The following is a 16,585-nucleotide window of genomic DNA, read 5'->3' as shown; positions in this document are numbered from 1 at the left end:
TTTGGCATAATCACTCTTTTATTTTTGTCTCGTTAGCTCAGCTGGTAGAGCATCTCCCTTTTAAGGAGGGGGCCGTTGGTTCGAATCCAACACGGGACACCAAATTCGGTCGCTTAGCTCAGTTGGTAGAGCGCCACCCTTACAAGGTGGATGTCATAAGTTCGAGTCTTATAGCGACCACCACTATCAAGAGCATATACTGACATTTTTGTTGCGGCGGTAGTTCAGCTGGTTAGAATATCGGCCTGTCACGCCGGAGGTCGCGGGTTCGAGCCCCGTCCGCCGCGCCACATATTAAATTACTAATTGGTTTATGTTTGTCAAGAAAATAAGTTTATTTTTTTATCAATTTTGTCTCGTTAGCTCAGCTGGTAGAGCATCTCCCTTTTAAGGAGGGGGCCGTTGGTTCGAATCCAACACGGGACACCAAAAATATTTGCACGACCCTTTCGTCTAGTGGTTCAGGACAACACTTTCTCTGTGTGGAAACAGAGGTTCAAATCCTCTAAGGGTCGCCATCTTAGTATAATGGTATTGCTTTTTAACACGAATAGCAAGTTTTGAATTCATATGCTGTAGGACGGGCTTCTACTGGCCATACCTGTGTTTCAAATTTTAAGTGTTGATAATGGTCGATAAACAAATCGCTCATCACAGGCTTAAGATAAGAATTATATCGTATCAGTGCTTCAAGACTTCCTCTAAGAGTGTGCGGTAATTGCTCTATACCTTTTTCACGGACTTCGTCTAAGGTAAGATGAAATAAATTTTCATCCATTGGACCTACAGGTATATCTTTATTTTTAATCCCATCAAGTCCTGCCATCAAAAGACTTACAAAAGCCAAATAAGGATTTGAAGTGCTATCTGGAAATCTAATTTCTATACGAGCAGAATTCTTGCTTATTCCATAAGGCACACGACAACTCGCACTTCTATTTTGACACGAATAGGTAAGTATGCAAGGTGCTTCAAAACCCGGAACTATTCTTTTATATGAATTAGAACTAGGATTTGTAAAGGCTGCAACGCTTCTTGCATTTTTCAATATCCCACCTATGTAGTGGATAGCTGTTTGGCTTAAAGAACCATATCCTTCTTTATCGTAAAATAAATTTACTCCATCTTTCCATAGACTCATATGCACGTGCATTCCATTACCATTGTCGCCATACAGCGGCTTGGGCATAAAAGTCGCAGTTTTTCCGTTAAGATGAGCAACCATTTTTACAATGTATTTGTAAATTTGCACGTTGTCAGCAGCTTCAACTAAGGTGTCAAAATTGACTCCAATTTCTGATTGACCTTGTGCTACTTCGTGGTGATTAACAAAGGTTTTTATACCTACTTTTTCAAGAGTTTGAACCATTTCTGCACGAATATCTACTAAAGAATCTATTGGTTGGACAGGAAAATATCCTCCCTTGTTTCTTGGACGGTGGCCTGTATTGTAGCTTTCGCTGAAATCTTTGTTATCATTCCATTCTCCTTCTTCTGTATCCACCTCGTATTTTGAACAATTTGCTGTATCGATAATTTTCACACTATCAAAAACAAAGAATTCATTTTCTGGTCCAAAATATGCTGTGTCAGCTATACCACTATTTTTAAGATATTGCACAGCTTTTTTGGCTATACTTCTTGGACATTTTTCATACATTTGCCCTTTGTAAATGTCATAAACATCGCAAAAAACTATAATAGTAGGATCTGCTGTAAAAGGATCTAAAAAAGCACTTTTAACATCTGGTTTTAACACCATATCTGATTTTTCTATTGGTTGCCAACCTTCTATGGAACTTCCATCAAAAGGAATGCCATTTTCAAAGGTTTCTTCATTGATAACATTAAGATTGTAAGTCATATGATGCCAAACTCCTGTCATATCGGTAAAACGAAAATCAACAAAAAATACTTCATTTTCTTTACAGAATTTAAAAAATTCATCAACATTAGAAACGAACTTACCCATTTTTTTACTCCTTTTTTTTAAAATTTATGAAATTGTATCATAAATTTTTTAATTTATTTTTAATTAATATTTTTTTATTAAGTTATTTAAATTTTTATTTTTGAGAGTTATCTCTTTTTTGTTGAAAAAAGAATTAAAGAAAGTTTTTAGCCTTGCATTTAATTAAAGGAAATAGAAAATTCTTTATTGCAGTTTTAAGTTATTTTTATTATAATGAAAACATTTAAAAATATAAAGAAATTAGAATAAAGGACATTAATGACTCAAGAAGAGCTTGATAGTTTGATGAATGGTGGTGTTGATTTAAATTCACTTCAAACAGAGACTGCAGAAGATAATCAGGATGATAACAACTTAACTCTTCAGGAAGTTAGTATGAGCGATTATAAAGACAATCCTACTATGGTTTGGCCACCACCACCACCGAATCAAGAACATAAAGTTGTCCATCAACTTGATGATGTAACAAAGGATAGTGAAAAAAAAGCTACTGAAATAATGGATAAGCTTGAGAGTATCAATATTTTTTTTGCAGATTCTGAAGCATTGGTCGGTGAACTTAATCAAGTGTTTGATGAAAATATAGAAATTTTTTCTAAACTTAATGAGAAATTTCCAAATGTTGAAAGTTTTAGCAGGATTTTAGACTTAAATAAAAATATTAAAAAGAAAAGTAAGGAAGTGATTGATAATTTGCAAAGCGGACAAGATGAAGTGATGATGACAATGGATGCAATGCAATATCAAGATATTCATCGACAAAAAATTGAAAGAGTTATCAATGTTATGAGAGCTTTAAGCCGTTATATGAATTCTTTGTTTGAAGGTAAAATCGATGATAGTAAACGAGTGAGTTCTGCTGTGTTTATTGAGGGTGATACTGATACTGATACTGTAAGTAATGATGAAATTGAAGCTTTGATTGCAAGTTTAGGGCAGAAATGATCATTCCAGAGCTTGTTGCACCTGCTGGAAATTTTACTAAATTAAAAATAGCTTTAGCGTATGGGGCTGATGCTGTTTATGCTGGAGTAAATAACTTTTCTCTTCGTTCACGCACATCAAGAGAATTTAATTACGAAAGTTTTGAAGAGGCTATACAATACACTCACAAAAAAGGAAAAAAGCTTTACGTTACTCTTAATGGATTTCATTTGAGTGCTCAAATAGAGGGTTTAAAAAAGCATATTTTAAGACTTAGAGCAATGAAACCGGATGCTTTTATTGTAGCTTCTGTTGGCGTAATGGAATTAGTGCGTGAGCTGGCTCCTGAAATTGCTTTACACGTTTCCACTCAAGCAAATGTTCTTAATTTTCTTGATGCAAAAGTATACCAATCTATGGGAGCAAAGCGTATAGTTATTGCTAGGGAATTAGGCTTGAAAGATGCTAAAGATTTAAAAGAAAATTGTGAAGTGCAATTAGAAGCTTTTGTACACGGTTCTATGTGTTTTGCTTATTCTGGTCGTTGTTTGATAAGTTCTGTACAAAGTGGAAGAATGAGCAATCGCGGTTCGTGTGCTAACGATTGTCGGTTTAATTATGAACTCTATGCAAGTAATCCTGAAAATGGTACTTTATTTCGCATAGAAGAATATGAAAGCGGTAGTCATATTTTTAATTCTAAAGATTTAAATTTGTGTTCTTATATAGAAAAAATTATGGCGCAAAATTGTATTAGTGCCTTTAAGATTGAAGGTCGCACAAAGAGTGAATATTATGTAGCACTTACTACTCGCACTTATAAAATGGCAATTGAAGATGTTCTTTCTGGAAAATTTGAAGCACAAAAATATGAAAAAGAGATTTACACTTTGAAAAATAGAGGTTTTACAGAAGGTTATCTTGTGAATCGTGCTTTTGAAAAGCTTGATACTCAGAATTTTAAAACAAGTATGGAAGAAGGTTCGCATCAAGTTCAGGCTTTTAGCGAAGATGGATTTTTTTTAAAATGTAAAGGCAAAATTGTACCTTATGTACCTTATGAGCTTTTTTCTCCACTTGGAACGAAATATCCTTGTTGCGAAAATCATTTGGGCAAAATTTATGAAAAAGACGGGAAAACTTTTTTGGAATTCAAAAAACTTTTTACAAAAAATAAAAAAGAGATGAGCGTGATTCATAGCGGCAATGAAAATGAGATAGAAATGCCTTGTAAGATAGAAGAATTTAGTTTTTTGAGAAAAGAACTTTGCTAAAGGAAAAATGATGGAATTCGTATCTATTGTAATGGGAAGTAAAAGCGATTATGAAATAATGAGTGAGTGTGTTAAAGTATTTAAAAATTTTGGAGTTAAATATGAGCTTGTTATCACTTCAGCACACCGAAGCCCAAAAAGAACAAAAGAATACCTTGAAAATGCAGAAAAAAAAGGAGCAAAGGTTTTTATAGCCGCGGCTGGTATGGCAGCGCATTTGGCTGGTGTTTGTGCAGCCTACACTCTTAAACCTGTACTTGGTGTACCGATGAGCGGGAGCAATCTAGCGAGTATGGATTCTTTATTTTCGACTGTGCAAATGCCAAGTGGCATTCCTGTAGGTACTTTAGCCATAGGGAAGGCAGGTGCTATCAATGCAGCCTATTTAGCATTGCAAATTCTTGCCTTAAATAATGAAAAATTAGCTCAAGCATTAAAACAGGACCGGCAAGAAAATGAAAAAAAGATTGAAAAAGATTCAAAGCAAGTAGAAGTTTTGTTATAAAGGATATAAATGCAAGCATATTTAGAACTTCAAGAATTTTGCAAATTAGTTCATTTGAACGAAGATGTTGTTAAAGGGATGATGGCAAATGGAGCACTGAATTTTAAAGAGGAAGAAGGTAAAATTTATATAGAAGCTAATCAAGGTACTTTTTCAATTGTTCCAAGTGCAGCAAAATCGCAAAACACTTTAGTGAATTCTATGACTTTAGCTGGTGAAAGTTTTGTTGAAAAAACAATAGGGACAATTTTAAATTTACACGAAAAGGTTTTAGATGCTAAAGATGAAACCTTAGAAGCTTTAAAAAATGAAAATAAATTCTTAAAAGATGCTTTATATTCTATGCAAGAATTATACGATGAGGGAAGAACTACTGCAGAAACTTTGAATATTGAGCTTAAACACGCTCGTGAAGAGATAGAATTTCTTAAACGTAAATATAAATTAATGTGGAATAAAACCATTGATGTTTTTGGTAAAGAATCTCGATTAGAACAAAATGATGCATTAGAAAATAATGAAAAAAGCAAAGAAGAGTAATATAGATGACCTTTTCACAAATGATATTAAATTTGCAAAATTATTGGCAAGAACAAGGTTGTGCTATTATGCAGCCTTACGATATGCCGGCTGGGGCAGGTACTTTTCATCCTGCAACTTTTTTGAGAAGTTTAGGAAAAAAAGCTTGGGCAAGTGCGTATGTTGCACCAAGCAGAAGACCTACAGATGGGAGATATGGAGAAAATCCTAATCGTTTGGGGATGTACTATCAATTTCAGGTGCTCATTAAACCTAGTCCTGATGCTATACAAGAACTTTATCTTAAGAGTCTTCAACAGCTTGGTTTTGATTTGAAAAATCACGATGTTCGTTTTGTTGAAGACAATTGGGAGAGTCCGAGTTTAGGTGCTTGGGGTTTAGGTTGGGAAGTATGGCTTGATGGTATGGAAGTAACACAATTTACTTATTTTCAACAAGTTGGAGGTTTGGCAGTAGAGCAGGTTAGTGTGGAGATCACTTATGGGCTTGAGCGAATTGCAATGTATTTGCAAAATGTTGAAAATGTATATGATATTATTTGGAGTGAATATAAAGGAGAGAAGATAAGCTATGCAGATGTGCATAGGCAAAGTGAGTATGAATTTAGTAAATATAATTTTGAGTTGAGTGATGTTTCTATGTTACATTCACAATTTGAAAATGCATATAAAGAATGTAAGAGAATTTTAGAGCAAGGATTAGCACTTCCTGCTTATGATTACTGTATGCTTGCTGCCCATACTTTTAATTTGCTTGATGCTAGAGGGGTGATTTCTGTTGCTCAAAGACAAGAATATATGTTAAAAATACGAGAACTTTCTAAAACTTGTGCTCAAACTTATAAGAATACATTGAATGAAATTAATTGAAGTTTATGAATTTTTAAATACATTAAGTCCTTTTGAAACTCAGGCGAATTGGGATAATAGTGGGCTTTTGTTAGGCAATAGCAATGATGAAATTGAAAAGATTTATATAAGTCTTGATCTTAGTAAAAAACTTGTTGATGAATTTGAACCGAATTCTCTTTGTATCACCCATCATCCTTTACTTTTTAAAGCTCTAAAGAATTTAAGAGGAGAGCAGTATCCTGTGGGAATAATAAAGGATATGTTGCTAAAAAATATTTCTTTGATTTCTTTGCATACGAATTACGATTTAAGTCATCTTAATGCCTATGTTGTTTCCGAAATTTTAGGTTTTCAATCTTATACACAAGAAAAATTTTTGATTTATATAGATGTAGATATGTGTTTTTCGAAATTATGTGAATTGGTAAAGAAAAGTTTTAATATGCAATTTTTAAGAGTAAGCTATTGTGGAAAAAAAAATCTTAGACGTATCGCGGTTTGTGTTGGTAGTGGCGGTGATTTACTACAAGAAGTTAATGCTGATTGTTTTTTGACAGGAGATTTAAAGTATCATCAGGCTTTTGAGGCTATTGAAAATCAATTAAATCTTATCGATATAGGGCATTTTGAATCTGAAAACTATTTTGCTCAAAGTCTTGCAAGAAATTTGCAAAATTTATCGCTAGAGGTTATAATAAGAAATTCTAAAAATCCATTTAATTATGTTTAAGGAAAATAAATGAATAAATATCTTGAGCAATTGGTGCTTTTGTCCAAAATAGACCAAGAAATTGATAGTTTTGAACCTAAAATTGAGACCATAAGTAAAGTTTTAAAAGACGCAGAAAATAAAATTCTTAAAATTGATATTCAATTAAGCGATTTGGATAATGAAATTAAAGACACCCAGCAGCAAAAAATTCAAAACAATACTCATATTACAGAATTTTCGACTAAGATCAAGGAGCTTTCAAAAAAAAGTACTATGGTAAAAACTGAAAAAGAAGCCAATGCTCTAAAAATAGAAGAAGATATAGCAAGAGAGCAGTTAGACGCAGCAAATGATGAGATTGTCAGGCTTGATAAAATTTTAGACAGCAAAGAGGCTTTTAAAAAAGAACTCTTAGATGAAAAAGCAAAAGAAGTGCAGCAAATGGAGAGTGTTAAAATTGATATTCAAACTCAAATACAAACCATAGAAAAAGAGAGAATGGGTGTTTATGATAGAAAAACACAATTAATAGCTGAAATGAATCAAAGAGTTTTGAGTTTTTATGAAAAAATTCGCAAATGGGCGAAAAATACAGCTGTTGTCCCTGTGAAAAAACAGGCTTGTTATGGATGTTTTATGAAAATTTATGATAAAACTCATCTTTCTATAATACGAGGCGAAGAAATCGTTACTTGTCCGCATTGTGGAAGGATACTTTATAAAGTCCAAGAATAAATTTGCTTTTTCTTTATTATATCATTGTTGTAATAGTATGGTTTTTTGCCGCTCCTTTCATCTTTCTTCTTTCTTTTGCAAAGGTGAAATATAAAAATAGCTTAAAGGCTCGTTTCTTTCTTTATAGAAATATAAAACAACAGCTTGCCGCAGTACATTTTCACATTTGTTCTTTGGGTGAAGCAAAAAGTATTGAAAAATTAGTACTTTGTTTTGATTCTCGAGTGAGCACTATTACACAAACAGGTTTTGATTATGCTTGTATGTTTTGTAAAAAGGTTAATTTTTTAGCTTTTGAACCTTTTCTTCCTTTTTGGTTAAAGCCTTGTAAAGTTTTGGTACTTTTTGAAGCAGAGTATTGGTTAATGCTTGTTTTTTGCGCTAAAGTTAAAGGTGCGAAAGTCATTCTTGTGAATGCAAGAATTACAGAAAAATCTTATAAAAATTATAAAAGATTTGCTTTTTTTTATAGAAAAGTGTTTTTTTATATTGATGAGGTATTTGCTCAAAGTGAAAAAGATAAAGAAAGGCTTTTAGAGCTTGGTGCGAAAAATGTACATGTTTTTTGTAATATAAAAGCAAGTTTAGAGCCAAAACTTACAAGGAAATTGCAAAAACTTTGTTCAAAACTTATTCTTTTTGCAAATACCCACAATAACGAAGAAGAACTTTTGCTTAAAAATATTAGTTTGCTTGAGAATGAAAAATTGCTTATAGCACCGAGACATCCTGAGCGTTTTGTAGAGGTTAAAGAATTGTTATCAAGCAAAGGCATAGGTTTTAGCACAGTAAGTGATTTTTCTTTCGATAATGGAATAGAAGAACTCTTTAAAAATCAAATCGTCTTGCTTGATGTTTTGGGAGAGCTTGTGAATTTTTATTCTATTAGTGATGTAGTAGTACTTGGCGGTTCTTTTGTGAAAGGTATAGGAGGACACAATCCTGTCGAAGCGGCTTTTTTTAAAAATAGCATTATAAGTGGAAAATATATTGATAACCAAAAAACACTTTTTTCTCAAGTAGAAAATATTATTTTCTGTGAAAATATACAAGAATTTGATGAATTAGTTCATAGGCAAAATAATCAAGCCATAGTTAAGCAAAAAAAAGATTTACAACCGATCATTCAAGCTATCCAGAAAGGTGTGTATGCAGGAAAAAGCTTATAAACTTTTAGCATTTCAAGAAAGAATTTCTCATAAGAAAGCAAAAGATATGATTGATAAGGGTTGTGTTTTTTCACAAGGAAGAAAAATTATTCTTGCAAGAACTTTGATGGATAAAAAGAGCAAATTTGAAGTATTACAAATAAAAAAAGCTCATATACTATTTGAAGATAATAGAATTCTTGCTATAAATAAACCTTATAATTGCATTAGTGAAGATTTAGAAAAACTCTATAAGGCTAAGTTGCTTCACCGTTTGGATAAGCAGACAAGTGGAGTGCTTGTATTGTGCAAAGATGATGCAATTCGTAAAAAGTGTATAGAAGAATTTAGAGAACAAAGGGTTTTTAAAAGCTATATCGCAGTACTTGATGGAGTATTAGCTGAACAGATTACTATTAATGAGCCTTTATTGACTATGAAAATAAAAGGTGGTGCTTATACTAAAGTATCCAAACAAGGACTCCAAGCACTTAGTATTATTACACCGTTAATGGTTATTGGAAAAAAAACTCTTGCAAAAGTAGTAATACAAACAGGCAGAACGCATCAGATTAGAGTACATACAGCTTTTATTAAACATGGAATTATAGGAGATGAAAAATATGCCAAAATTTCAGCTCGTAGAATGTATTTACATAGCTATGAAATACGGTTTTTAGAATATTCTTTTAAAGCCCATTTAGACGAAACTTTTTCTCAAATGGGCTTTGAAATAAAAAATCTAGATTTTAAAGGCATTTAAGCAAAGCTTTTATATAATAATTGGTTTTATAATTTTAAGTAAGAAAGGCGAAAGTAGTGTTTGAAGTTATCAGCGAATCTTTTAAATCAGCAGTAAATAAACTTCGTTTTGTTGATGATGAAAAAGCCTTAAAAAATGCTTTGGAGACTTTAAAAAAAGCACTTTTGAAAGCTGATGTGTATCACAAAGTTGTAAAAGAGCTTTTAGTTTTGATTGAAGAGGAAGTAAGAAAGAATGGTATAGGACAAAAACATTTTCTTAATTCTATAAAGTCGAATTTGGAAAATGTTTTACGTATCAAAGGTTCAAATCAAGGTTTTGTCTTTGCCCAAAAACCTCCTACTGTGGTGTTAATGACGGGTTTGCAAGGTGGAGGTAAGACAACAAGTACTGTAAAACTTGCAAATTATTTAAAACTTCGAGGTAAAAGAGTACTGATAGCTGCTTGCGATTTACAACGTTTAGCTGCTGTTGAACAGTTGAAACAGCTTTGTGAGCTTAATGAATTAGAGCTGTTTTGGCTTGAAAGTGAAAAAAAGCCCCTAAAAGTAGCACAAGCAGCTTTGCAAAAAGCCAAAAGTTCTTTATTTGATGTTTTGCTTGTTGATACTGCCGGTCGTTTAGCTATAGATGCAATGTTAATGGATGAACTCAAGGACTTAAAAGATTCTCTGCAACCAGATGAAATTTTCTATATTGCTGACGCAATGAGTGGGCAAGATGGTGTAAAAACTGCAGGGAGTTTTAATGAAGCCTTAGGTATTAGCGGGGTGATTTTATCTAAATTTGATGCTGATACTAAAGGTGGCATAGCTCTTAGCATAGCAAGACAACTTGGCATTCCTTTACGTTTTATAGGTGTTGGTGAAAAGATTGCTGATTTAGAAGCTTTTCTTCCAGAAAGAATAGTAAGCAGGATTATGGGGGAAGGCGATTTGGCTACTTTAGCTGAAAAAACAGCTACAATTATTGATGAAAAAGAAGCTAAGAAACTTAGTCAGAAGATTAAGAAAGGTGAATTTAATTTTAATGATTTTCTTGTTCAAATGGAAAGTGTAAAAAAGCTTGGCAGTATGAAATCTTTATTGACTATGATACCCGGGCTTTCTAATGTAGCTTCGCAAGTTAAAGACTTAGATCTTGATAATTCTAAAGAAATAGTACGTATCAAAGCGATGATATCATCAATGACTCCAAAAGAAAGAGAGATGCCAAGTTTGCTTAATAATGCTAGAAAACGTCGTATAGCACAAGGTGCAGGGCTTTCTCAAGTAGAAGTCAATCGTTTTTTAAAACAGTTTGGTAGTGCTGCTAAACTTGCGAGAAAATTTTCAGGACAAAAAGGAATGGAGAGTTTAATGCAAATGATGAATCAAGCTCGCAAGCAGTTTTAAATTTTATTTATGGATATTATGTATTTAGAGATAAAATTTAAAACTTTAAGGAGTAAAAATGACAGTAATTAGACTTACAAGAATGGGAAGAACTAAAAGACCGTTTTATCGTATCGTAGTAACTGATAGCAGAAAACGTCGCGATGGAGGTTGGATAGAAAGCATAGGGTATTATAATCCTATGGTTGAACCCGAAGTTATTCGTTTTGATTCTAAACGTTTAGAATATTGGAAGAGCGTAGGTGCAAAACTTAGCGATAAAGTTTCCTCTCTTACTAGTAAATAAATTATGGTAGAAAATTTTTTAAAAGAATATGCTAAGCTTATCGCAGATTATCCTGAGAAGATTCAAGTAGAAAAAGTTTGTTTAGATGAGAATTTTGCAGAACTTATCATTTATGCAGATAAGGTTGACACAGGAAAATTTATAGGAAAAAATGGTAAGATGATACAAGCTATTAAGAGTGTTCTTTCTGCCTATAAAAATAAAGATACAATGAATTATCGTATTACGGTTAAAATATTTGAGTGAAGAGCAATTTGTTTGTGTTGCAAAACTTGGCAAAAGTATCGGTTTAAAAGGTTATATACGACTTCATAATCTTAGCGACTTTCCTTCGCAATTTAAGAAAGATGCTGTTTTTTTTACGAGTTTTCATTCTGTTTGCGACATTGATTTTTCCAAAAAGCTTACTATCAAACATTATAATAGTTTCAATAAAATAGTTTTATTTGAAAATTATAATAGTAGAGAAAAAGTAAAAGAATTAACTAATATTTACCTCTATCAAAGCATAGAATATACTCGCAATACTTGCATACTTAAAAAAGATGAGTATTTCTATTTTGATATTTTAGGTTGTGAGCTTTGGGTTTTTATGTCTGATTTGAAGTTGCAAAAAATAGGCAAAGTAAAAGATATTATAGAAAATACCATGGGCTATCTTTTTGAAATTCAAACCGATGAAAATATGATAAAAAAAGGATTTGCAAAAATTTTTTATGTACCATATCTTGATAAATTTGTTAAGAAAATAGAGATAGAAAAATCTAGGATTTTTTGTACTATCGATGTTTTTTTTATTTTGGAAAATTCATGAAATTCAGTTTTGTCTCTTTGTTTCCGAACCTACTTCGTTTCTATTTTGAAGATTCAATACTTGCTAAGGCTTTAAAAAAAAATCTTTTTGAGCTTGAATTTTATAATCCTAGAACATTCTCGCAACAAAATTGTCAAAAAGTTGATAACTATAAAATAGGTGGCGGAGCCGGGCTTGTACTTCAAACACAACCTTTATTTGATGCTTTAGAATACATTCAACAACAAGATGAAAATTCTCATTTTATTTTTTTGAATCCAAGTGCAAAGAGTTTTAAGCAGCAAGATGCAAAACGTTTAAGTCGCAAGAAGCATATTGTTTTTGTATGCGGGAGATATGAGGGTATTGATGAGAGAGTGTTAGAGTATTTTGCTAATGAAATTTTTAGTATAGGTGATTTTATTGTAACAGGAGGAGAACTCCCAGCTCTTGTGCTTTGTGATGCGATTGTACGTAATCTTGATGGGGTGTTGGGCAATAGTGCAAGTCTTATAGAAGAAAGTTTTGAGTGCGATCTTCTTGAAGCTCCTTCTTTTACAAAACCCTTTCTTTATGAAAGAAATTCGCAACAGTTTAGCACACCTTCAGTCTTTTTAAAGGGTAATCACGCTAAAATTTCAGCTTTAAAAACTATTTTAGCGTCGTATAAAACACAATTTTTTAGACCAGATTTGTTTTTAAAATACAGACGTAGAAAATAAGGATGAAGCAATGAAAAATAAATATATAGAACAGTTTGAAGCAAAACAAATAAAAGAAAAAAATATTCCGCATTTTAGAGCAGGAGATATTTTAAAACTTGCTATTCGTATTCAAGAAGGTGATAAAACGCGTATTCAGCATTTTGAAGGCGTTTGTATTATAAGACGTGGTAATGGAGTAAGTGCCACATTTACTGTACGAAAAATAGGTGCAAATAATATCGGGGTTGAAAGAATTTTTCCTCTTTATAGTGAAAGTTTGGAAAATATTAGTGTTTTACGAAGAGGTCGCGTACGTCGTGCAAGACTCTTTTATCTTAGAGAAAGACGAGGTAAGGCTGCACGTATTAAGGAACTTAAAAAATAATCTTTATTTGAATTCATAAAGTAATGGACATATGATGAATTGGACGAAGGATTCTTGGAAAAAATTTCCCATTAGACAGCAACCGACTTACCCAAATTCACAAGAACTCGAAAAAGTTTTACACAGACTCAATAAGCTTCCTCCTTTAGTTTTTGCCGGTGAAGTGAGAAATTTGAAAAAGGCACTTGCAAGAGTTTCCCAAAAAGATGCTTTTGTTTTGCAAGGTGGAGATTGTGCTGAAAGTTTTGAGAATTTTGGCGCAGTGAATATACGAGATATGTTTAAAATTCTTCTTCAAATGGCAATAGTTTTAACTTTTGCAGGTGGCTGTCCTGTTGTTAAAATTGGACGTATAGCAGGACAGTTTGCTAAACCTCGAAGCAGCGATTTTGAAGAACTTGATGGAAAAAAACTTCCAAGTTATCGTGGTGATATTATCAATGGTTTTAAATTTGATGAACAAGCACGTATTCCAGATCCTCAAAGAATGTTAGAAGCGTATTATCAAAGTGCAACAACCTTAAATTTACTGCGTGGTTTTGCTCGTGGTGGTTTGGCTGATTTACACGAGGTACATCGTTGGAATTTGGGTTTTCTTACGAAGAGCGAATTTCACAGGCAGTATAGTGATCTTAGTGAAAAAATTTCTCAAGCTCTTGCTTTTATGGAAGCTTGTGGTATAAATACGAACAATACTCCTAGTTTAAGAGAGGTTACGGTTTATACTTCACACGAAGCTTTATTGCTGCCTTATGAGCAAACTTTAACACGTGAGGATAGTTTAAGTGGAGAAGTTTATGACTGTTCGGCTCATATGTTATGGATAGGAGAGAGGACTCGTAATATTGATGAGGCTCACGTGCATTTTTTAAGCGGAGTTAAAAATCCTTTAGGTGTAAAGATAGGACCTAATGCAAGTGCTGATGAAATCATAGCTTTAGCAAATGCTTTAAATCCAAATAATGAAGAAGGTAGGCTCACTTTTATTATACGTATGGGAGTTGAATTGATTGCTTCAAATTTACCCAAAATTTTTTCTCGTTTGAAAAGCGAAGGATTGAATTTGATATATAGCATAGATCCTATGCACGGCAATACAACAAAAATGGGGAATTTTAAAACAAGAGAATTTAATAAAATTATGCAAGAAGTGCAAACTTTTTTTGAAGTTGCAATGAGTGAAGGGGTATATCCCGGTGGAGTACATCTAGAAATGACAGGACAGGATGTAACAGAATGTACAGGCGGGGCAAGTAATATTACTGCACAGAGTCTTGAAAAAAGATATGAAACGCAGTGTGATCCAAGATTAAACGCAGATCAAGCTTTAGAGCTTGCTTTTTTAATTGCTGATTTAGTTAAAAGAGCAAGAAAATGAAAATGTATGGAATAAAAAATTGCAATAGTGTGCAAAAAGCTATACAGGCTTTAAACAACAAGGGTTTTGTCTTTGATTTTCTTGATATTAAAAAACTTGATGAAGATACTTTGAATTCGTGGCTTGAAAAAAGAAAAGTACAAGACTTTATTAATAGTGGAGGAATGACAGCTAGGAAACTTGGTTTAAATAAAAAAAAGATTGAAGGTTTGGATGAAAATGAACTAAAAAATCTTGTTTTGAATAATCCAAGTCTCATTAAAAGACCTGTTATATTTTTTGAAGACGTAATTTTTATTTCTAAAGAGTATGAGAATTTTTTGTACAATTAATCCAAATTGTTGCTAGCAGATATAAAATTTTAATTTTGCAAATTCAAAATTAAGTGTTTTTATTTTTTAAAAACAATGCTAATAGATTTGTTACACTGAAAAATATAAGTGAAATTGTTATAAGAGTAAAAGATTGTAATATAAAAATTGAATTTTTATTCAAAAATTCTAATCATTTCAAATCAATCATTTGAGTTATCTGCAAAAATTGACTTAAAGTATAGAATTTCGCAGTTTTAAATAAGATCTTCTTCGTTCTTAATTTTCATACTGCAGGTAATTAAAGAGCTAAAATATTGAATGTATAAGTTGCACTAAAAAGAGAAAAGTCAAGAAATTTTCAAATTTCTGTAAGCAGATTAAGGCTAGTGTGTCATAATTTTAAAAGTACTCAATGAATTTGAAATTGAAGGAATGCTATGAAAATTTTTTTTTCTTTTTTTCTGTTTTCAGCATTATTTGTTTCTTGTAGTAGTACTTCATTGATACAACATCAAGATATACGTTTTCCTAAGAATCAACTTTTAAAAATTGAAAAGATTATTATAAATGCTACAACTTATCACGTACAAAATATGCAGGAAACACCTTATATAAGTTTTGAAGATGAAAAATTTTATGGTTTTGGCGGTTGTAATCGTTTCTTTGGATTTTATAAATTTGATGGAGAAATTTTAGAAATAGACAACGAAACTCTTGGTTCTACGAAAATGTTATGTAAAGATTCAATGGAATTTGAAGATATGTTTTTGACTCATTTTAAAGGAAAATTTCGACTTTCAGAACATCACGATTTCTTTTTGCTTGAAAACGACACGTTAAAAATATTTTTACAATAACTTTCTATTATTTTTCTTGACAAAATGATTAAAAATGTTACAATTAGATTTTATTATCAAAAAAGGTATGTAAATGATAAAATCTATTCCGGAGTGGAGAGAACAAGAATGTTTAATACTTTCTTTGCCTCATAAAAATACCGATTGGAAGCCATATTTAAAAGAAATTCTGCAAGCTTATGAGGAATTTATTGATGCTGTAAGTGTTTTTCAAAAAGTGCTGTTGATAGCACCGGATAAAAAAGATTTTAAACCTTTTTTACATTTTAGAAATGTGGAATTTTTCGAGTGTCCTACAAATGATACTTGGATACGTGATTTTGGTGCTATTGATGTTTTTGTAGATGATAAAATACAAGCGTTGGATTTTACTTTTAATGCTTGGGGAGATAAATTTCAGAGCACTTTAGATAATGCTGTTAATGCGCGCTTGTTTAAAGAGAAATTTAAAGAAAAATTGCAGACAGTCCATTTTGTTTTAGAAGGTGGAAGTGTTGATTTTAATGGCAATGGAGTAATGCTTAGTACTACACAATGCCTTTTAAATGCTAATCGTAACCCTTCTTTTAATAAAAAACAAATTGAAGAAAAATTGCAGCAGTTTTTTGGTTTAAAACATATCATTTGGCTTGAAAATGGTTTTATAAGAGGAGATGATACTGATTGCCATATCGATATTTTAGCAAGATTTATTAATGAAAAAACTATAGCTTTTTGTATTTGTGAAGATGAACAAGATGAGCATTTTAAGCCCTTGCAGGCGATGAAGCAAGAACTTTTGCAAACAGAATTTGAACTTGTTGAACTCCCTCTTCCTAAACCTTTATATTATAAAGAAAAGAGACTTGGTGCAAGTTATGCAAATTTTGTTTTTGTTAATAATGCTCTTATTGTACCATTTTATAAAGATGAAAATGATGAGAAAGTGCGTCAAAGACTGCAAAAAAAATTGCCTAATCATAAAGTTGTAGGTGTTGATGCGAGAGTGTTTTTAAGACAAAATGGCTCACTTCATTGCTCTTGTCAAAATCGTTTTAAAAGGTCCTAGTA

General features: G+C 32.1%; 20 protein-coding genes and 5 tRNA genes. 24 read left to right on the top strand and 1 reads right to left on the bottom strand.

Translation table 11 applies throughout. The features are described from left to right. The first annotated feature begins 26 nt into the window (after window positions 1-26). The 5 genes from OQH62_RS02860 (at window position 27) to OQH62_RS02840 (ending at window position 518) form a co-directional block, all read left to right on the top strand. A tRNA-Lys gene (locus OQH62_RS02860) sits at window positions 27-102 on the top strand. A gap of 5 nt (window positions 103-107) precedes the next feature. Continuing rightward, window positions 108-183 (top strand) — tRNA-Val (locus OQH62_RS02855). A 30-nt stretch (window positions 184-213) separates the two neighbouring features. After that, window positions 214-290: transfer RNA gene (locus OQH62_RS02850), tRNA-Asp, on the top strand. A gap of 63 nt (window positions 291-353) precedes the next feature. Continuing rightward, window positions 354-429, top strand: a tRNA-Lys gene (locus tag OQH62_RS02845). 13 nt (window positions 430-442) lie between these two features. Next, window positions 443-518, top strand: a tRNA-Arg gene (locus tag OQH62_RS02840). A 23-nt stretch (window positions 519-541) separates the two neighbouring features. Here the strand turns inward: OQH62_RS02840 and glnA are convergent. Next, a complete protein-coding gene (gene glnA / locus OQH62_RS02835; RefSeq protein ID WP_266013503.1) occupies window positions 542-1,972 on the bottom strand; it encodes a type I glutamate--ammonia ligase in 1,431 nt (476 codons plus the stop codon). A gap of 258 nt (window positions 1,973-2,230) precedes the next feature. On the opposite strand from glnA, the gene OQH62_RS02830 reads away from it, so the two are divergent. The 19 genes from OQH62_RS02830 to OQH62_RS02740 all read left to right on the top strand — a co-directional run bounded on the left by OQH62_RS02830 (window position 2,231) and on the right by OQH62_RS02740 (window position 16,583). Next, entirely contained in the window at window positions 2,231-2,917 is a 687-nt protein-coding gene (locus OQH62_RS02830; RefSeq protein WP_266013500.1) for a chemotaxis protein, read from the top strand. Beyond that, window positions 2,914-4,170 carry a peptidase U32 family protein gene (locus OQH62_RS02825; RefSeq protein WP_266013497.1) on the top strand — a complete coding sequence of 419 codons (1,257 nt, stop codon included), beginning with the start codon at window positions 2,914-2,916 and terminating at the stop codon, window positions 4,168-4,170. The genes OQH62_RS02830 and OQH62_RS02825 overlap by 4 nt, the downstream gene beginning before the upstream one ends. 10 nt (window positions 4,171-4,180) lie before the next feature. Beyond that, complete coding sequence (gene purE / locus OQH62_RS02820; protein ID WP_266013632.1) at window positions 4,181-4,675, top strand: 5-(carboxyamino)imidazole ribonucleotide mutase; 495 nt, start codon at window positions 4,181-4,183, stop codon at window positions 4,673-4,675. A gap of 9 nt (window positions 4,676-4,684) precedes the next feature. Beyond that, a complete protein-coding gene (locus tag OQH62_RS02815; protein WP_266013494.1) occupies window positions 4,685-5,215 on the top strand; it encodes a DUF3972 domain-containing protein in 531 nt (176 codons plus the stop codon). A gap of 5 nt (window positions 5,216-5,220) precedes the next feature. Further along, window positions 5,221-6,084, top strand: coding sequence for a glycine--tRNA ligase subunit alpha (gene glyQ, locus OQH62_RS02810; RefSeq protein WP_266013491.1), 864 nt, complete (start codon window positions 5,221-5,223; stop codon window positions 6,082-6,084). Beyond that, window positions 6,071-6,796 (top strand): Nif3-like dinuclear metal center hexameric protein, encoded by a 726-nt coding sequence (locus OQH62_RS02805; RefSeq protein WP_266013489.1) that lies wholly within the window; start codon window positions 6,071-6,073, stop codon window positions 6,794-6,796. Before glyQ ends, OQH62_RS02805 begins: the two co-directional genes overlap by 14 nt. A gap of 9 nt (window positions 6,797-6,805) precedes the next feature. Continuing rightward, on the top strand, window positions 6,806-7,513 hold the full coding sequence (locus tag OQH62_RS02800) for a zinc ribbon domain-containing protein (RefSeq protein WP_266013487.1): 708 nt from the start codon (window positions 6,806-6,808) through the stop codon (window positions 7,511-7,513). Between the two features lie 2 nt (window positions 7,514-7,515). After that, window positions 7,516-8,682, top strand: coding sequence for a lipid IV(A) 3-deoxy-D-manno-octulosonic acid transferase (waaA, locus tag OQH62_RS02795; RefSeq protein WP_266013485.1), 1,167 nt, complete (start codon window positions 7,516-7,518; stop codon window positions 8,680-8,682). Next, entirely contained in the window at window positions 8,663-9,424 is a 762-nt protein-coding gene (locus OQH62_RS02790) for a pseudouridine synthase family protein (protein WP_266013484.1), read from the top strand. Before waaA ends, OQH62_RS02790 begins: the two co-directional genes overlap by 20 nt. 56 nt (window positions 9,425-9,480) lie before the next feature. Continuing rightward, window positions 9,481-10,818 carry a signal recognition particle protein gene (gene ffh / locus OQH62_RS02785; protein WP_266013483.1) on the top strand — a complete coding sequence of 446 codons (1,338 nt, stop codon included), beginning with the start codon at window positions 9,481-9,483 and terminating at the stop codon, window positions 10,816-10,818. Window positions 10,819-10,876: 58 nt separating this feature from the next. Then, window positions 10,877-11,104 carry a 30S ribosomal protein S16 gene (gene rpsP / locus OQH62_RS02780; RefSeq protein ID WP_266013482.1) on the top strand — a complete coding sequence of 76 codons (228 nt, stop codon included), beginning with the start codon at window positions 10,877-10,879 and terminating at the stop codon, window positions 11,102-11,104. Window positions 11,105-11,107: 3 nt separating this feature from the next. Continuing rightward, a complete protein-coding gene (locus OQH62_RS02775; RefSeq protein ID WP_266013481.1) occupies window positions 11,108-11,350 on the top strand; it encodes a KH domain-containing protein in 243 nt (80 codons plus the stop codon). Beyond that, window positions 11,343-11,918 (top strand): ribosome maturation factor RimM, encoded by a 576-nt coding sequence (gene rimM, locus OQH62_RS02770; protein WP_266013480.1) that lies wholly within the window; start codon window positions 11,343-11,345, stop codon window positions 11,916-11,918. Before OQH62_RS02775 ends, rimM begins: the two co-directional genes overlap by 8 nt. Beyond that, window positions 11,915-12,619 carry a tRNA (guanosine(37)-N1)-methyltransferase TrmD gene (gene trmD, locus OQH62_RS02765; RefSeq protein WP_266013479.1) on the top strand — a complete coding sequence of 235 codons (705 nt, stop codon included), beginning with the start codon at window positions 11,915-11,917 and terminating at the stop codon, window positions 12,617-12,619. Before rimM ends, trmD begins: the two co-directional genes overlap by 4 nt. Window positions 12,620-12,629: 10 nt before the next feature. Then, on the top strand, window positions 12,630-12,986 hold the full coding sequence (gene rplS, locus OQH62_RS02760; protein ID WP_266013478.1) for a 50S ribosomal protein L19: 357 nt from the start codon (window positions 12,630-12,632) through the stop codon (window positions 12,984-12,986). 34 nt (window positions 12,987-13,020) lie between these two features. Next, complete coding sequence (locus OQH62_RS02755) at window positions 13,021-14,364, top strand: class II 3-deoxy-7-phosphoheptulonate synthase (RefSeq protein WP_266013477.1); 1,344 nt, start codon at window positions 13,021-13,023, stop codon at window positions 14,362-14,364. Then, a complete protein-coding gene (locus tag OQH62_RS02750) occupies window positions 14,361-14,696 on the top strand; it encodes an arsenate reductase family protein (RefSeq protein WP_266013476.1) in 336 nt (111 codons plus the stop codon). Before OQH62_RS02755 ends, OQH62_RS02750 begins: the two co-directional genes overlap by 4 nt. A 419-nt stretch (window positions 14,697-15,115) precedes the next feature. Beyond that, window positions 15,116-15,535: an META domain-containing protein gene (locus tag OQH62_RS02745; protein WP_266013475.1), complete on the top strand. Its 420-nt coding sequence runs from the start codon at window positions 15,116-15,118 to the stop codon at window positions 15,533-15,535. A 73-nt stretch (window positions 15,536-15,608) separates the two neighbouring features. After that, complete coding sequence (locus tag OQH62_RS02740; protein ID WP_266013474.1) at window positions 15,609-16,583, top strand: agmatine deiminase family protein; 975 nt, start codon at window positions 15,609-15,611, stop codon at window positions 16,581-16,583. Window positions 16,584-16,585: the final 2 nt, after the last annotated feature.

The sequence above is a fragment of the Campylobacter sp. MIT 21-1684 genome, assembly GCF_026241315.1.
In the GTDB taxonomy this organism is placed as follows: domain Bacteria; phylum Campylobacterota; class Campylobacteria; order Campylobacterales; family Campylobacteraceae; genus Campylobacter_D.
This window is presented reverse-complemented; position numbering and strand designations above follow the sequence as displayed.

What these genes read in the sequence shown, in the direction of transcription:
- glnA (WP_266013503.1), bottom strand. Translation starts at nt 1,972, where the DNA reads ATGGGTAAGTTCGTTTCTAATGTTGATGAATTTTTTAAATTCTGTAAA.
- OQH62_RS02830 (WP_266013500.1), top strand. Translation starts at nt 2,231, where the DNA reads ATGACTCAAGAAGAGCTTGATAGTTTGATGAATGGTGGTGTTGATTTA.
- OQH62_RS02825 (WP_266013497.1), top strand. Translation starts at nt 2,914, where the DNA reads ATGATCATTCCAGAGCTTGTTGCACCTGCTGGAAATTTTACTAAATTA.
- purE (WP_266013632.1), top strand. Translation starts at nt 4,181, where the DNA reads ATGGAATTCGTATCTATTGTAATGGGAAGTAAAAGCGATTATGAAATA.
- OQH62_RS02815 (WP_266013494.1), top strand. Translation starts at nt 4,685, where the DNA reads ATGCAAGCATATTTAGAACTTCAAGAATTTTGCAAATTAGTTCATTTG.
- glyQ (WP_266013491.1), top strand. Translation starts at nt 5,221, where the DNA reads ATGACCTTTTCACAAATGATATTAAATTTGCAAAATTATTGGCAAGAA.
- OQH62_RS02805 (WP_266013489.1), top strand. Translation starts at nt 6,071, where the DNA reads ATGAAATTAATTGAAGTTTATGAATTTTTAAATACATTAAGTCCTTTT.
- OQH62_RS02800 (WP_266013487.1), top strand. Translation starts at nt 6,806, where the DNA reads ATGAATAAATATCTTGAGCAATTGGTGCTTTTGTCCAAAATAGACCAA.
- OQH62_RS02790 (WP_266013484.1), top strand. Translation starts at nt 8,663, where the DNA reads ATGCAGGAAAAAGCTTATAAACTTTTAGCATTTCAAGAAAGAATTTCT.
- rpsP (WP_266013482.1), top strand. Translation starts at nt 10,877, where the DNA reads ATGACAGTAATTAGACTTACAAGAATGGGAAGAACTAAAAGACCGTTT.
- OQH62_RS02775 (WP_266013481.1), top strand. Translation starts at nt 11,108, where the DNA reads ATGGTAGAAAATTTTTTAAAAGAATATGCTAAGCTTATCGCAGATTAT.
- trmD (WP_266013479.1), top strand. Translation starts at nt 11,915, where the DNA reads ATGAAATTCAGTTTTGTCTCTTTGTTTCCGAACCTACTTCGTTTCTAT.
- rplS (WP_266013478.1), top strand. Translation starts at nt 12,630, where the DNA reads ATGAAAAATAAATATATAGAACAGTTTGAAGCAAAACAAATAAAAGAA.
- OQH62_RS02755 (WP_266013477.1), top strand. Translation starts at nt 13,021, where the DNA reads ATGAATTGGACGAAGGATTCTTGGAAAAAATTTCCCATTAGACAGCAA.
- OQH62_RS02750 (WP_266013476.1), top strand. Translation starts at nt 14,361, where the DNA reads ATGAAAATGTATGGAATAAAAAATTGCAATAGTGTGCAAAAAGCTATA.
- OQH62_RS02745 (WP_266013475.1), top strand. Translation starts at nt 15,116, where the DNA reads ATGAAAATTTTTTTTTCTTTTTTTCTGTTTTCAGCATTATTTGTTTCT.
- OQH62_RS02740 (WP_266013474.1), top strand. Translation starts at nt 15,609, where the DNA reads ATGATAAAATCTATTCCGGAGTGGAGAGAACAAGAATGTTTAATACTT.